12 protein-coding genes are annotated in these 15,438 nt (G+C 35.3%); 10 read left to right on the plus strand and 2 right to left on the minus strand.

The window, feature by feature from the left end:
* Positions 1 to 12: 12 nt before the first annotated feature.
* Together FYC62_RS03555 and FYC62_RS03560 are read right to left on the minus strand one after the other, a co-directional pair.
* On the minus strand, positions 13 to 534 hold the full coding sequence (locus FYC62_RS03555) for a DUF3347 domain-containing protein (protein ID WP_149073940.1): 522 nt from the start codon (positions 532 to 534) through the stop codon (positions 13 to 15).
* Between the two features lie 45 nt (positions 535 to 579).
* Positions 580 to 927, minus strand: coding sequence for a hypothetical protein (locus FYC62_RS03560; RefSeq protein WP_039452970.1), 348 nt, complete (start codon positions 925 to 927; stop codon positions 580 to 582).
* Positions 928 to 1,205: 278 nt separating this feature from the next.
* Between FYC62_RS03560 and dinB the strand changes: the two genes are divergently transcribed.
* From dinB to FYC62_RS03610, 10 genes are all read left to right on the plus strand, one after another.
* On the plus strand, positions 1,206 to 2,300 hold the full coding sequence (gene dinB / locus FYC62_RS03565) for a DNA polymerase IV (RefSeq protein ID WP_317131514.1): 1,095 nt from the start codon (positions 1,206 to 1,208) through the stop codon (positions 2,298 to 2,300).
* 396 nt (positions 2,301 to 2,696) lie between these two features.
* Positions 2,697 to 5,648: a DNA polymerase III subunit alpha gene (locus tag FYC62_RS03570; RefSeq protein ID WP_149073941.1), complete on the plus strand. Its 2,952-nt coding sequence runs from the start codon at positions 2,697 to 2,699 to the stop codon at positions 5,646 to 5,648.
* A 132-nt stretch (positions 5,649 to 5,780) separates the two neighbouring features.
* Positions 5,781 to 6,974 (plus strand): N-acetylglucosamine-6-phosphate deacetylase, encoded by a 1,194-nt coding sequence (gene nagA, locus FYC62_RS03575; protein WP_149073942.1) that lies wholly within the window; start codon positions 5,781 to 5,783, stop codon positions 6,972 to 6,974.
* 26 nt (positions 6,975 to 7,000) lie between these two features.
* Positions 7,001 to 7,732 (plus strand): glucosamine-6-phosphate deaminase, encoded by a 732-nt coding sequence (locus FYC62_RS03580; RefSeq protein WP_240534802.1) that lies wholly within the window; start codon positions 7,001 to 7,003, stop codon positions 7,730 to 7,732.
* 74 nt (positions 7,733 to 7,806) lie between these two features.
* A complete protein-coding gene (locus FYC62_RS03585; RefSeq protein ID WP_149073944.1) occupies positions 7,807 to 8,871 on the plus strand; it encodes a LacI family DNA-binding transcriptional regulator in 1,065 nt (354 codons plus the stop codon).
* A 132-nt stretch (positions 8,872 to 9,003) separates the two neighbouring features.
* Complete coding sequence (locus FYC62_RS03590) at positions 9,004 to 10,212, plus strand: Gfo/Idh/MocA family protein (protein ID WP_149073945.1); 1,209 nt, start codon at positions 9,004 to 9,006, stop codon at positions 10,210 to 10,212.
* Between the two features lie 113 nt (positions 10,213 to 10,325).
* On the plus strand, positions 10,326 to 11,345 hold the full coding sequence (locus FYC62_RS03595) for a Gfo/Idh/MocA family protein (RefSeq protein WP_149073946.1): 1,020 nt from the start codon (positions 10,326 to 10,328) through the stop codon (positions 11,343 to 11,345).
* Between the two features lie 12 nt (positions 11,346 to 11,357).
* A complete protein-coding gene (locus FYC62_RS03600; RefSeq protein ID WP_149073947.1) occupies positions 11,358 to 12,713 on the plus strand; it encodes a Gfo/Idh/MocA family protein in 1,356 nt (451 codons plus the stop codon).
* Positions 12,714 to 12,725: 12 nt separating this feature from the next.
* Entirely contained in the window at positions 12,726 to 14,048 is a 1,323-nt protein-coding gene (locus FYC62_RS03605) for a sugar MFS transporter (RefSeq protein WP_149073948.1), read from the plus strand.
* Positions 14,049 to 14,151: 103 nt separating this feature from the next.
* A complete protein-coding gene (locus tag FYC62_RS03610; RefSeq protein WP_240534803.1) occupies positions 14,152 to 15,435 on the plus strand; it encodes a putative oxidoreductase C-terminal domain-containing protein in 1,284 nt (427 codons plus the stop codon).
* Positions 15,436 to 15,438: the final 3 nt, after the last annotated feature.

The following is a 15,438-nucleotide window of genomic DNA, read 5'->3' on the forward strand; positions in this document are numbered from 1 at the left end:
AATCTGTTATCCTTATTTAATTTCTTCTTCTACTGTACCGCAAGACAACATCGCTTCGCCGTAATAAGGGTTTTTAATTTCTTTCTCACTTGCTAACCAGAAACCTCCCTTGCCATCATTAGCCATAGGGCAATGTTGTTTGTATATGGTTCCACCGCTTACTTGAGTGCGTATTTCTTTTAAGATATTCTCTGTAAAATCATTAAAAGCTAATCTTTTATCGGCAACGGTAGCTGCTGTGCTAATTTTGCCCGCTTGTACAGCTAAAGAGTCATTAGTGGTTTTTAAAATACCTTCTAAGCTAGCGCTTGCTTTTTTTGCGTCTTCTTCGTTATTAGCCACCAAAGCATTTTTTAAGCTGATATAACCTTGATAAATACTATCAGCTTTGCTGTCTTTGAAAGTTACTGGTGTGCTGGCCTCTGCCGTTACCGCTGTAGAGTCTTTTGTTTCTGTACCAGATTGTTGGTTGTTGCAACCGTAGCTAGCTAGTAAAGCAGCGCATAATACAGTGTGGATATAAATTTTCCTCATGATGTATGATAATAAAATAATTTGTTAATTGTAGATGAAGAAATGCTATTTCCTCATCTGATTTAGAATAACTTTAAAGCCTTCTTTAAGAAGTGGGAACAAAGAAAAGCTATTGTTGTTTTCTTCTTGCTCTTCTTTTTCGTCAGAACTAAAGCTAATGAAATCTTTAAAATAGTTAGAAGAAGGGGTTTCTTTTTTTACTTCTTTTGGTTTTGCTGCCGTTGTAGCTTTCTTTACAACTGAAGAGTCTTTCTTAACTAATGTTAAAGAAGTGTTTTGTGTGGTGTAATTTTTCTTTTGATTGATAAAAGGATGTATACCCGCTAATACTGATGATACCAGAAGTATAACAGCTATAGATGAGAGTAATATTCTTTTGGTAGAAAAATTCATATGTTCAAAAATAGAAATAATATTATAAATCGCAACAATTTATGTGTAAATTTTTAGCTATCTGTTTGATTGTGATTTGATTAATTTCTTGAGAATAAATTGTTGAAACATCTTTAATTTTATACTAATTATTTTAGTAAATTTGTATGAAAACTAATTTATTTAGTTTTTAAGTTTAAGAATTTGGATAAGATGGAAAGGCAAATCATACATATAGATTTAGATTCTTTTTTGTTTCGGTAGAATGCCGTAGCAACCCACGTTTATTAAACAGGCCTGTGGCTATAGGTGGTTCTGGAGACCGTGGCGTAGTAGCTTCTTGTAGTTACGAGGCTAGAAAATACGGTGTACACTCGGCCATGCCCGGTAAACTAGCCAAACAACTTTGCCCTGATTTAATTTTTGTCCGTGGTGATTATGAAAGTTATAGCCAAGCATCTTTAGAGGTTACTCAAATTATAGATGAGCAAGTTCCGGTTTTTGAAAAAACATCTATCGACGAGTTTTATATAGATATGACGGGTATGGATAAGTTTTTTGGAACCTTAAAACATGCCAGAGAGTTAAGAGAAAAAGTGATACATGAAACCGGTTTGCCTATATCTTTTGGTTTATCAAAAAATAAAACTGTTTCAAAAGTAGCTACTGGTTTAGCTAAACCCAACGGTTATAAGCATGTGGATTATGGTACAGAACGACCGTTTTTAGCACCTCTACCCGTTCAAAAAATACCTATGATTGGCGATAAAACGGCAGAAAGCTTACGCAGAATGGGTGTGCAAAAAGTACAAACTTTACAAGAAATGCCTTGCCGTTTATTAGAATCTGCTTTTGGTAAATCGGGTATCATGATTTGGGAAAAAGCAAATGGTATAGATTTGAGTCCGGTAGTGCCTTATACCGAGCGTAAATCCCTATCTAGCGAAAATACTTTTGAAAAAGATACCATGGATATAGAAATGCTGGAAGCTTTACTGGTTTCTATGACAGAAGATTTATGTTCTAAAATGCGAAAAGAGCATTTTTTGTGTGGATGCGTAGCTGTTAAAATACGATATTCTGATTTTAATACCCATACACAACAAATTAAGCTGCCTTATACTTCGGCAGATCATCTGCTTATTCCGCAAGTAAAAGAGCTTTTTAAGAAACTGTATAACCGCCGCATGCTCATCAGGCTCATAGGCGTACGTTTTAGCAATTTGGTTCATGGGCATCATCAAATTAATCTTTTTCAAGATAGCGAAGAGCAAATTCATCTTTACCAAGCTATGGATAAACTTAATAAAAGATTTGGTAGCAAAACCGTATTCCGGGCCATAGGTATGGGTATAGAAAATAAAAGTTTCAATCCGTTTAATGGGATGATATAAGAAGTCCGAAGACCGCAGACCGCTGTCTGAAGTCTAGGGTGGAAAGAATTGGAAGTTGAACGTCCGCAGACCGCAGACGGCTGTCTGAAGTCTGGGGTGGAAAGAGTTGGAAGTTGAACGTCCGCAGACCGCTGTCCGAAGTCTAGGGTGGAAAGAGTTGGAAGTAGCAATCAATAAGAAAAGATTGCTTCTTCGTTCCTCATCGCAATGACCTAATCACCTAATTAACCAGCTCCTAATGACCAATGAACCAATTCCTAATAACTAACCACCTAACCACCTAACCACCTAACCACCTAACAAACTAACCAACTAACAACCTAACCACCTAACCAACTAACCACCTAACAAACTAACCACCTAACAAACTAACCACCTAACAAACTAACCACCTAAATGTACCTCCACTGTCAAACCTATTTCAGCTTTTTGTATGGCACTATCAAGCCTCAGGATTTGGTGCAACAGGCTAGGAGTATAGGTTTAGAGCGTTTGGTTGTGGCAGATATCAATAATACATCGGCAGTTATAGAAAGTGTAAGAGTAGCCGGTAGTTTAGATATCATCCCCGGTATAGATTTTAGAAATGGTGTGAAGCAGCAATTCATCGGTATAGCTAAAAACGAGAAAGGTTTTGAAGAACTTAACCGTTTACTATCATCCTATCTAAAAGAAAAAAGTATCATTCCTGAGAGATGTCCTTACTTGAAGAATAGCTTTGTAGTTTATCCTTTTCATCCCGATAAGGTATTTACGGTGCTTCAAAATCATGAATTTATAGGGGTAAAACCTGCTGATTTACGCTACATCCACCTACCACGTTACCATAAATACCGCCATAAAATGGTATTGCTGCATACGGTTTGTTTTAACCATCCTCAAGACTGGAAATTACATAAATTGTTACGCTGTATAGATGAAAACACCATTTTTTCTAAAGCACCAGAGCTAACAACTAACGGAAAAGAAGTTTTTTTAGATGAAATGGCTTTCGCCGATGCTTATCAAGATTATCCGCAAATTTTGGCTCAAACAGCGCAGTTATTATATGCTTGTAAACCTGTAGATTTTAAACTGGGCGAACATAAAAATAAAGCCGTTTTAAGCTCGCATCTGGAACTCGAAGAAGCGTTAAATCTGGATTTTGAAAAGCTAAAAAAGCTTACTTACGAAGGAGCTAAAGAACGTTATAAAGATATTACATCAACTATAGAAACGCGTATCAAAAAAGAGCTAAATCTCATTAAACAGCAGCGTTATGTATCTTATTTCTTAATCAATCATGAGATTATTTCTTTTGCTAATCGACGTGGTTTTTACTACATAGGCAGAGGTAGCGGTGTCAATAGTATTGTAGCTTACTGTTTAAAAATTACCGATGTAGACCCTATCAAGCTCGATTTATATTTTGAGCGTTTCATGAATATGTATCGCAAAACGCCACCCGATTTTGATATCGATTTTTCTTGGCAAGATAGGGATGAAATTATCCAGTTTATATTTGATACCTACGGCACAGAGCATACTTGTTTACAGGCTACGTATACCACTTTTCAGGTTAAATCTGCCATTAGAGAACTAGGAAAAGTTTATGGTTTGCCCCTTGCAGAAATAGAAGAAATTTTGGCTCGATTAGAACTGCCAGATTCCTTGGAACCATTACACAAAGAAATTGTGCGTTTTGCTAAAAAATTGCATGATTTTCCGCGTAATTTAAGTATCCATGCCGGAGGGATTTTAATTTCTGAAAAGCCTATTTATTGTTATACAGCTACTTCACATCCGCCTAAAGGCTTTCCTATCAGTCAGTTTGATATGTATAATGCCGAAGATTTAGGGCTTTATAAATTTGATATTTTAAGTCAGCGAGGTTTAGGGCATATTAAAGATACCATTAGCATAGTGCAAGAAAACAGGGGAGTAGCTATTGATATTCATAATATCCCTCGTTTCATGGAAGATAAGAAGATTATAGCGCACTTAGAATGTGGTAACCTGATGGGCTGTTTTTATGTGGAATCTCCAGCCATGCGGATGTTACTAGCAAAATTAGCTTGTAAAGATTACCTCACTTTAGTAGCTGCTAGTTCTATCATTAGGCCTGGTGTAGCACAATCTGGTATGATGCGAGAATATGTTTTAAGGCATCAAATGCCCGATAATGGGGAGTCTATCGCTCATCCAACCATGTGGAATTTAATGAAAGAAACTTATGGTATCATGGTTTATCAAGAAGATGTTATTAAAGTAGCGCATGAATTTGCAAAACTAGATTTAGCTGAAGCTGATGTTTTACGAAGAGGAATGTCTGGTAAATACCGTTCTAGAAACGAGTTTCAGATGGTAAGAGAAAAATATTTTAACAATTGCCAGCAGTTAGGTTATGAGGCTGGTTTAGCAGCAGAAATATGGCGACAAATAGAGTCTTTTGCTGGTTATTCTTTTGCTAAGGGGCACTCGGCTTCTTTTGCGGTAGAAAGCTACCAAAGTATGTTTTTAAAAGCACACTTTCCTCTAGAATTTATGGTTGGTGTTATCAATAACTCGGGTGGTTTTTACCAAACCGAGTTTTATGTACACGAAGCCCGCAAGGCTGGCGCAACTGTAGAACTGCCGTGTGTAAACCAAAGCCATTACCTTACTCGTATAACGCAAACTACTATTTATTTAGGTTTAAGACATATTGGTAATTTAGAACAGCGTAGCATAGCAATACTTTTACAAGAAAGGCGAAAGGGTAATTATTTAAACCTAGCAGATTTTGTAGAACGTACAGCCATGAGTTTAGAGCAAACCATTATTTTAATAAGAATTGGTGCTTTTAGGTTTACTCAAAAAAGTAAACAGGCCTTGCTTTGGGAAGCACACTTTCTATTAAATAAGCCCTTACAAGCCCCTATACAAGATACTTTGTTTAGACAACCTGTAAATAGCGATTTTAAAATGCCAGCCTTGCATTATGATGAACGTAATGATATGCTTGATGAGCTAGAAATTTTAGGTTTTACCATCCAACCGCCTTTTAAACTGATAGATGAGCCTGATATTCGGGGTATAAAAGCTAAAGATATTCCTCAGTATCTAAACCAAGAAATACAAATTATTGGGCATTTAGTAACTACCAAATACGCCCGTACCAAACATGGTATAGTGATGTATTTTGGAACTTTTTTAGATGAAGAGGGTAACTGGGTAGATACCGTTTTGTTTCCTGATGTTGCTGCTAAATATACGTTTAAGGGGAAAGGTTGTTATCTGCTAAGAGGGAAAGTAACTTGTGAGTTTAACTTTTACACCTTAGAAGTAAACTATATGCGCAAGTTACACTGGTGGAATGCCAGAGATTAATAACAGACTATAGTTTTTTTGTAAGGGTATTGATGCTAGAATTTATAAAAGAAAGTGGTAAAAGGTATAGGAATTTTCAGTTAAAGTTGATAATTTCGGGTACGTACACAGTCAATCATAAATGAATCGTTAATGGCCAATCAATTAAAAATTATTCATGCAAAAGTTATTTTGCCATCTCAGATTTTAGAAGACGCAACGCTTCTGGTATGCGATGGTGTAATAACTGCCATAAGTGATAAAGATATAGATGCGCCTTTAGCAGATGTCCTAGATGCAGAAGGTAACTACTTGTCGCCTGGTTTCATAGATTTACATGTACATGGTGGCGGAGGATACGATTTTATGGATAGGAGTGTAGATGCATTCTTAAAAATAGCAGAAACACATCTGCGATATGGAACAACCGCTATGTTTCCTACTACATTAACCAGCACTACAGAAAAACTTATAGAAACTTTATCCTGCTATGAAGAGGCTCACAAGCTCAACCATAAAGGCGCACAATTTATGGGGATGCACTTAGAAGGGCCCTATTTTGCCATGAGCCAAAGAGGTGCTCAAGACCCAAGGTATATCAGAAACCCAGATCCAAAAGAATATCAAAAAATTTTGGAGACAGCAGGGCATTTGATAAAAAGATGGAGTGCGGCACCAGAACTAGAAGGCGCAATAGCCTTTGCCAAGCAATTAAAGAAATATCATATTTTACCGGCCATTGCACATACCGATGCTATTTATGAAGAAGTTATAGAAGCTTTCCATCATGGCTACACATTGGCAACGCATTTTTATTCGGCTATGTCTGGCGTAACACGTAGAAATGCATATCGCTACGCTGGTGTTATAGAAAGCGGGTATTTGATAGATGATATGGATGTAGAGATTATTGCAGATGGCGCTCATTTGCCTGCTCCATTACTTAAACTGATTTATAAAATTAAAGGACCCTCCAGAACAGCTTTGATTACAGATGCTATGCGAGCTGCCGGTATGCCAGAGGGAGAAACTATTCTTGGAGATGTAGAAGATGGAATTAAAGTAATTGTAGAAGATGGTGTGGCAAAACTTCCGGATAGAAGTGCTTTTGCAGGCAGTGTAGCAACGGCAGATAGATTGGTTAGAACCATGATAAATATAGCCGAAATACCTTTGCTAGATGCTATCACGATGATAACGGCTACACCAGCCAGAATTATGGGAATTCAAAAACAGAAAGGTTCAATTGAAATAGGGAAAGATGCAGATTTAGTGGTTTTTGACGATGAAATCAATATCAAAGCTACCATTGTAAAAGGAACTATTTTATACCAAAAACCTGAATAGCTAAAGTGAAATTTAAGAATAACATATTGAAAACACTTGTTTTAGAAAACAGAGAGGAACTAGGGAAGACTGCTGCTATAGCTGCGGCGACTTGTATTCAGCAATTATTGCAAACCAAAGATTATGTCAATCTAATTTTTGCTGCTGCGCCATCGCAAAACGAGTTTCTATCTAATTTATTAAAGCTATCTATTGATTGGGGAAGAATAAATGCTTTCCACATGGATGAATATGTGGGTTTGTTAGAAGATGCTCCACAAGGTTTTGGTAACTTTTTAAGAAGAAATATTTTTGATCAAGTTCATTTTAAAAGTGTTCACTTCATCAATGGTCAAGCAGTTTCTGCTCAAGAAGAGTGCGCTAGGTATACAAAGCTTCTTCAACAATTTCCGCCAGATATGGTATTAATGGGAATAGGAGAGAATACACATATTGCTTTTAACGACCCTCATGTTGCTGATTTTCAGGATAAGGAAATTGTTAAAGTTGTTGATTTAGATAGCGCTTGTAGGCAACAACAAGTTAATGATGGGTGTTTTTCTAGTTTAGTTGAAGTACCTCTTTATGCTATCACATTAACAGTTCCAATTTTGGTGTCAGCACCTCATATTTTTTGCATGGTACCGGGTGAAAAAAAATCAGAGGCTGTTTTACATACGCTCAAAAGTGAAATTTCTGAGAAATATCCATCAACAATTCTGAGAAATCATCCTAATGTGAATTTGTTTTTAGATAAAGATAGCGCCAAACTGCTTTAATAGTTGTCTGATTAACTTTCTTTTGATAAAAACCAATTAAACTTTAGTTTAGTTTAAAGAAACCAAAAAATTAAATGGATAAAGATTCTGAAAAAGAGCTGGTAGGCGTAAAAGAAATAGCTAGAAGAGCAAATGTTTCTATAGCAACGGTTGATAGGGTTTTGCATCATAGATCTGGCGTATCAGAAAAAACAAAAGCAAAAATCCAAGCTATTATAGAAGAGCTTGATTATAAGCCTAATATTCTTGCTCGTAGGTTAGCCTCAAAGAAAGTTCTTCATTTAGCCGTTTTAATTCCTCTGGTATCTCAAGAAACAGATTATTGGAATGCACCTTTGATGGGCATTGCACAAGCTGAAGAAGAGATTGCTTCTTATGGTGTTAAAATTCATAAATACTTTTTCGATTTAAATGATAGGAGTTCTTTTGTTGAGCAAGCTGATTTAATTGCAGATAGTCAATGCGACGGTGTTTTGCTAGCACCTATGTTTATAGAAGAATCAAAAAGTTTTATTCAAAACTGTATTGCAAAAGGTATTCCTTATGTGCTTATCAATTCTGATATTCCAGAGCAAAATAGCTTGTGTTATATAGGACCTAATTTATATGCAAGTGGGTATTTAGCAGCTCATCTTTCTGGTTTTTTGGTGACAGAAACAGATCAAATTTTAATTGTAAATATCTCTAAAGAAATAGATAATCATCACCACTTATTAAGAAAAGAAGAAGGTTTTAGAGAGTATTTTTCGGTTAATAACAAAGCTAACGATATTTTTAAAATAGATATCAGGCAAACTGCCTATGAATCTGTAAAATCAAGTATGCAAAAAGCGCTAGACAATAAAAACATTAAGCTAATTTTTGTTACCAATTCCAGAGTGTCTTCTGTAGCTAGGTTTTTAGAGGATACAAATATCAATGGCATAAAAGTAATCGGTTTTGATTTCTTAAAAGACAATATAGAGTTTCTGAAAAAAGGCACTATAGACTTTTTGATTTGCCAAAAACCTATTGAACAAGGTTATAAAGGCATCATGACATTGTATAATCACTTGGTTTTTTCTCAAGAGGTAGAAAAAGTATATCATATGCCCATAGATATCATCACTAAAGAGAACTATCTTTATTATAGAAATTAAAATGATGGTTCTTAGTTATTTGGGTTAAATCTATTTCATAAAACTTGTATTTCTTAGGTATAAACTATTTGTAAATTTTAAAATATTCTTTAACTTCGGTTACGTACACGGAACTAATAAGAATTATAAACCATGTCTCATAAAAAGCCAATCACAAGAAGAAAATTTATATCAGGTAGTGCTTTAACCTTAGCAACTTTAAGTACAATGAACTTAACTTCTTTTGCTCAAGAAAAGTCTAAAAAAGTAAGATTAGGACTTATTGGTTTTGGACAAAGAGGGGCCGGAATTGTGAGTGTTACTAAAGATATTCAAGGAATTGAATTTGTGGCTTTTTGTGATAATGATACACGTAGATTAGCAGAAGCCAAAAAATGGGGCAATGCACAAACACAGTATTTTTCTGATTATAAAAAGATGCTTGCCCAAGCAGAAATAGACGCTGTTATTATTGCTAGCCCTTTATTTATGCATTATGAAATGTGCTTAGAAGCTATTAAAAACAAGAAGCACATTTTTGTAGAAAAAACAATGACTTTCAATATAGAACAAGCATTGTCTTTAGTAAAAGAAGTACAAAAAACAGATTTAGTTTTTCAAGTAGGTCATCAATACCGTTATTACGATTTATACTATAAGGTAAAAGAAATTCTAGACAAAGGTTGGTTAGGTAAAATCTCTCATATAGAGTCTCAATACAACAGAAATTCTGATTGGCGCAGGCCTGTTTTAAGTGGTCAGGAAGAGCGTGTGATTAATTGGAGATTATATAAAGAGTTTTCTGGAGGTTTAGTTGCCGAACTTTGTGCCCATCAAATTGATGTTGTTAACTGGATGTTGGGCTCAAATCCTAAAAAAGTTATCGGTTTTGGTGGTGTTGATTATTGGAAAGACGGAAGAGATACTTATGATAATATTAGGGTTATTTATGAGTATGAAAACGGCATAAAGTCTTGTGTTACCTCTGTTTCTAATAATCAGCATAATAGCTATGCCATAAAAATATTGGGTTCTAAAGGCACCTTAGATATCAAACGAAATAATGTTTATTTCTATCCGGAGCCCGTAAAGAAAGAATTAGGGGTGGTAGATGGGGTAACTGGTGCAACTTTAGAAGCTATAAAGCCTGGTGAAGCTAAAGAAATTAAGTTTTCATCTCCTGATGGTGAAGATAGAGACCCAACTGTATATGCTTTATTAGATTTTATCAACTGCATACAAAATAATAAAAAACCTTTCTGTGATGTTGTTGCGGGTAAAAATGTAGCTATTGCTGTTCATATGGCAAATGCAGCTATTGAAACAGGAAATATGCAACATTGGAAAGAAGAATATTCTTAACAGTATGTTTTTATTTTTTACTGTATTTAAAAGATTATAGACTATCAGTTATCATAAATTTTAGGCATATTAAACTCCATTATCATTAATATTTGAGCGTATAATAAATCATCATGAAACATCCTTACAGCAGAAGAAAGTTTATTGAAATGGCAACTATAGCAGGTACTAGCATCGGTTTATCGGGAGTGCTGCATCCATTAATGGCAAAAAATATTAACCAAAAAGGGAAAAGAGTAGGTATTATAGGTTTAGATACTTCGCATGTTGTAGCATTTACTAAAACATTAAATGCCGAGGATTCAGCTAATACATATCTTGGTTATAAGGTAGTTGCGGCTTATCCTCATGGTAGCTTGGATATTAAAAGTAGTGTAGATAGAATTCCAGGTTATACAGAAGATGTTAAAAAGCTAGGTGTAGAAATTGTATCATCTATAGATGAGCTGCTAAAAAAAGTTGATGTTGTTTTATTAGAAACTAATGACGGTAGAAGGCACTTAGAACAAGCTTTACCTGTTTTAAAAGCTGGTAAACGTATGTTTATTGATAAACCTATAGCAGCTTCTTTGGCTGATGCTAAAGCTATATTTAAGGCTTCTGAAAAATATAAAACTCCTGTTTTTTCATCTTCATCATTAAGATATTTAGAAGGGTTAGATGATGCTAGAAATGGTAAATACGGGAAAGTTTTAGGTGCAGAAACCTATAGTCCAGCTCTTTTAGAGCCAACCCATCCAGATTTTTTCTGGTATGGGATACATGGTGTAGAAATGCTTTTTACCATTATGGGAACAGGTTGTAAATCAGTTTCAAGAGTACATACAGAAGATACCGACCTTGTTGTTGGTGTTTGGGAAGGAAATAGGATAGGGACTTTTAGAGGTATAAGAGCAGGTAAAAGAGATTACGGCGCTACAGTTTTTGGTGAGCATAGTGTTGTAGAATTAAAAAATTACAAGGGTTATAATCCTTTGTTGCAAAAAATAATACAGTTTTTTGATACGGGTGAAGTACCTGTAACTATGCAAGAAACCTTAGAAATTTGTGCATTTATAGAAGCTGCTGATGAAAGCAAAAGAAATAATGGAGCTAGCATAAGTATAGAAGCTGTTTTTAACAAGGTAAAGTAATTGATTTTAGATATGGAAAAAGGCAGCAACAACACAAGAAGAAGCTTTATCAAAACGGCAGTAACCGGTGCGGCAGCAGTTACCTTTGGTGGTGTTTTACCGGGCTTCAGCGCTAAAAGCTATGCTAGTATTTTAGGTGCTAATGAAAGGGTAAGGGTAGCCATGATGGGGGTAAATGCTAGAGGTTTAGCCTTAGCAACAAATTTTGCTATGCAACCCAACTGTGAAGTTATTTATGTTTGTGATGTTGATGAAAGGGCTGCCCAAAAATGTATTACCAAAGTAGAAGAAACTCAAAACAAAAAAACTAAGGCACAGCCCGATTTTAGGAAAGCTTTAGAGGATAAAAATTTAGATGCTTTAGTTGTGGCTGCTCCAGATCATTGGCATGCTCCAGCGGCTATCTTAGCATCAAAAGCTGGTAAACACGTTTATTTAGAGAAACCTTGCAGCCATAATCCTCATGAAGGAGAATTATTAGTTGCTGCGGTTAATAAGTATAAAAATGTAATCCAAATGGGCAATCAAAGGAGATCATGGCCAAATGTTGTTGCAGGTATTAAAGAGCTGCATAATGGCATAATCGGTCGCCCATATTTTGCTAAAACTTGGTATACCAACAATCGTAAACCTATCGGGATTGGAAAAGAAGCCCTTGTGCCATCTTGGTTAAATTATGATTTATGGCAGGGGCCAGCTCCGCGTAAAGCCTATAAAGACAATGTTATACACTACAACTGGCATTGGTTCTGGCATTGGGGAACAGGAGAAGCTTTAAACAACGGAACACATATGGTAGATATTGCTAGATGGGGTTTAAAGGTAGATTATCCTACAAAAGTTAGCTCAAACGGTGGAAGATATCATTATAAAGATGATTGGGAAACTCCAGATACCCAAATCATCAATATGGAGTTTGGTCATGATAAATTCATCAGTTGGGAGGGAAGAAGTTGTAACAGTGTGCCTGTTGAGGGTAGTATGGTAGGCGTGATTTTCTATGGCGAAAACGGTTCTTTACAAATTGACGGCTCTAATGCGTATAAGATTTTTGATTTAAAAGGTAAACTTTTGAAAGAAGTGAAAGACGATACCAAAGTTGAAGCCGCCAGTTTAACCAATCCTTCACAAGTATTAGATGCTTATCATCTACAAAATTTCTTTGACGCTATTAAGAAAGGGAGTTCTTTAAATTCTGATATGATGAGTGGCCACCAAAGTACGCTGTTGGTTCAGTTAGGTAATATTGCTTTAAGAACTGGTACTACCTTAAATATTAATCCTAAAAACGGAAGAATTATAGATAATCCAGAAGCTATGAAATATTGGAGCAGAGCTTATGAGCCAGGTTGGGAGCCTACTATTTAATCAAAATCAAGTATGAAAAATCATTTAGAATCAGTTGATGTAAACTCTCTAAGTAAGCGTGATACCACGATTTCTATCATGATTATAGCGGTATTATTCTTTATTTTTGGTTTTGTGAGTTGGATAAATGCTATCCTTATCCCGTATTTTAAAATCGCTTGCGAGCTTACAAATTTTCAATCCTATCTGGTAACCTTTGCATTTTATATATCTTATTTTGTGATGTCTATACCATCGTCTTTTCTTTTAAAAAAGTTTGGATTTAAAAAAGGGATGATGCTAGGTTTCTGGACAATGGCTATAGGTGCTTTTATTTTTGTGCCTGCCGCTTTTACTAGAACCTATGAAATCTTTTTAATCGGATTATTCACTTTAGGTTCTGGTTTAGCCATCTTGCAAACAGCAGCAAACCCATATATTACAGTATTAGGCGCAAAAGAAAGGGCTGCACAACGTATTAGTATTATGGGGATATGTAACAAAGGGGCAGGGATATTAGCACCTCTAATTTTTGCAGCCGTAATTCTTAAAGCTACAGATGGCGAATTGTTTAAACAACTTCCTACGATGGATGATGCTCAGCGAAATACCGCTTTAGACGAACTCATTAGGAGAGTAATCTTACCTTACGCTTGTGTTGGCGCTGTTTTGCTTGGTTTAGGCTTATTTGTAAGATACTCGCCTTTACCAGAAATTAATACCGAACAAGAAAGTGAAGCAGTTGCTCTAGCTAATTCAGATAAGACGAGTATTTTTCAATTCCCTCATTTAATATTGGGGGCTATAGCTATTTTCTTACATGTAGGTACACAAGTAATTGCTATTGATACTATAATTGGATATGCCGGCTCTATGAATATTCAACTCCTAGAAGCTAAAGTTTTTCCTTCTTACACCTTATTTTTAACTATTTGCGGTTACATCTTAGGTATCATTACTATCCCTAGATTTATGAGTCAGGTTAATGCTTTAAGGCTCTGTACTGTATTAGGCACTATCTTCACCTTAGCTATTATTTATACCGAAGGAAATATTAATTTTTTAGGTCATCAAGCAGATATTTCTATATGGTTTGTGGTTCTTTTAGGATTTGCGAACTCTTTAGTTTGGGCGGGTATTTGGCCTCTTGCTTTGGATGGTTTAGGTAGGTTTACCAAACTAGGCGCTTCTATCATGATTATGGGTTTATGTGGCAACGCTATAGTTCCTTTATTTTATGGTTATTTTGCTGATGAGTTTGGTTTAAAACAAGCTTATTGGGTGTTATTTCCATGTTATTTGTACCTTGTATTTTATGCAGTAAAGGGTTTTAAAATAAGGCGATGGAGCATTTAAACCGTCATTTAGAATGAAAGACAACTTCATAAAATTATCCGCTATTATTGTTCTTGTTTTAATTTGCTCCGCTTGTAGGGTACAAAAAAACAGCAAATTAGGTATGATTAAACTTTTAACCTTTAATCCGGGACATTTTCATGCAGCCTTAGTTCAAAAAATAATGTTTGATAAGGTGAGCAAAGAAGTTAATGTTTATGCCCCAGACGGTGCCGAATTAGCCACACATCTCAAACTGATAAATTCCTATAATACGAGAGAAAATAATCCTACCAACTGGCAATTAAAAATCTATAAAGGTGAAGATTATCTTCAGAAGATGCTGGATGAAAAGAAAGGCAATGTTGTCATCTTAGCAGGAAACAACCAGAAAAAAACTACTTATATCAATGAAGCCGTTCAAGCCGGATTAAATGTTTTGGCTGATAAGCCTATGGCTATTGATAAAGGAGGATTTGAAATTCTTGAAAAAGCTTTTCAAAAGGCAGATGCTCATGATTTACTTCTTTTTGATATCATGACAGAACGTTATGAAATCACAAACTTATTACAAAAAGAACTAGCACAAAACAAAGATATTTTTGGAACTATAGAGAAAGGAAGCCTTAAACAGCCTGCTGTGGAAAAGTTAAGTGTACATCATTTTTTTAAATATGTTTCTGGTGCGCCATTAATAAGACCAGCTTGGTATTTTGATGTTGAACAAGAAGGTGAGGGTTTGGTAGATGTTACTACCCATTTGGTTGATTTAATACAATGGTCTGTTTTTCCTGAGACGGTTTTTGATTATAAAAATGATGTGGAAATACTTTCCGCACAAAAATGGTCTACCCCTTTAAGTTTAGCAGAGTTTACCATGTCAACCAGATTAGATACTTTTCCTGATTATCTTAAAAAAGATCTTAAAAATGGTGTTTTACAGGTAAATGCCAACGGAGAAATGATTTATACTTTAAAAGGTGTACATGTAAAAGTTGGTGTAAAATGGGATTTTGAAGCGCCTAAAGGAAGTGGCGATACGCATTACTCTTTGATGCGTGGCACAAAAGCACATTTGCTTATTAAACAAGGTAAAGAGCAGAATTTTAAGCCTATTTTGTATATAAAACCATTAAAGCAAACAGCAGCTTATACAAAGCAATTAAATCAAAACATTAAAAAACTGAGTTTAAAGTATCCCGGTATAGCTTTAAAACCTTCTGATGAAGGTTGGGAAATTATCATTCCAGAAAAGTACCATGTAGGACATGAAGCTCATTTCGCAGAAGTTGCTAAGAAGTATTTTTCTTATTTAAAAAAAGGCGAGCTTCCGGCTTGGGAAAAATCTTATATGCTTACCAAATATTACACAACAACATCCGCTTTAAGTAAAGCATCATTAAAATAGGTT

This window comes from Pedobacter aquae, assembly GCF_008195825.1.
Lineage (GTDB): Bacteria > Bacteroidota > Bacteroidia > Sphingobacteriales > Sphingobacteriaceae > Pseudopedobacter > Pseudopedobacter aquae.

Excerpts from the sequence above, each read along its gene's own strand:
- FYC62_RS03605 (WP_149073948.1), top strand. The coding sequence starts at position 12,726 with ATGAAAAATCATTTAGAATCAGTTGATGTAAACTCTCTAAGTAAGCGT.
- FYC62_RS03590 (WP_149073945.1), top strand. The coding sequence starts at position 9,004 with ATGTCTCATAAAAAGCCAATCACAAGAAGAAAATTTATATCAGGTAGT.
- FYC62_RS03585 (WP_149073944.1), top strand. The coding sequence starts at position 7,807 with ATGGATAAAGATTCTGAAAAAGAGCTGGTAGGCGTAAAAGAAATAGCT.
- FYC62_RS03600 (WP_149073947.1), top strand. The coding sequence starts at position 11,358 with ATGGAAAAAGGCAGCAACAACACAAGAAGAAGCTTTATCAAAACGGCA.
- FYC62_RS03560 (WP_039452970.1), bottom strand. The coding sequence starts at position 927 with ATGAATTTTTCTACCAAAAGAATATTACTCTCATCTATAGCTGTTATA.
- FYC62_RS03555 (WP_149073940.1), bottom strand. The coding sequence starts at position 534 with ATGAGGAAAATTTATATCCACACTGTATTATGCGCTGCTTTACTAGCT.
- FYC62_RS03595 (WP_149073946.1), top strand. The coding sequence starts at position 10,326 with ATGAAACATCCTTACAGCAGAAGAAAGTTTATTGAAATGGCAACTATA.
- FYC62_RS03570 (WP_149073941.1), top strand. The coding sequence starts at position 2,697 with ATGTACCTCCACTGTCAAACCTATTTCAGCTTTTTGTATGGCACTATC.
- nagA (WP_149073942.1), top strand. The coding sequence starts at position 5,781 with ATGGCCAATCAATTAAAAATTATTCATGCAAAAGTTATTTTGCCATCT.
- FYC62_RS03610 (WP_240534803.1), top strand. The coding sequence starts at position 14,152 with ATGATTAAACTTTTAACCTTTAATCCGGGACATTTTCATGCAGCCTTA.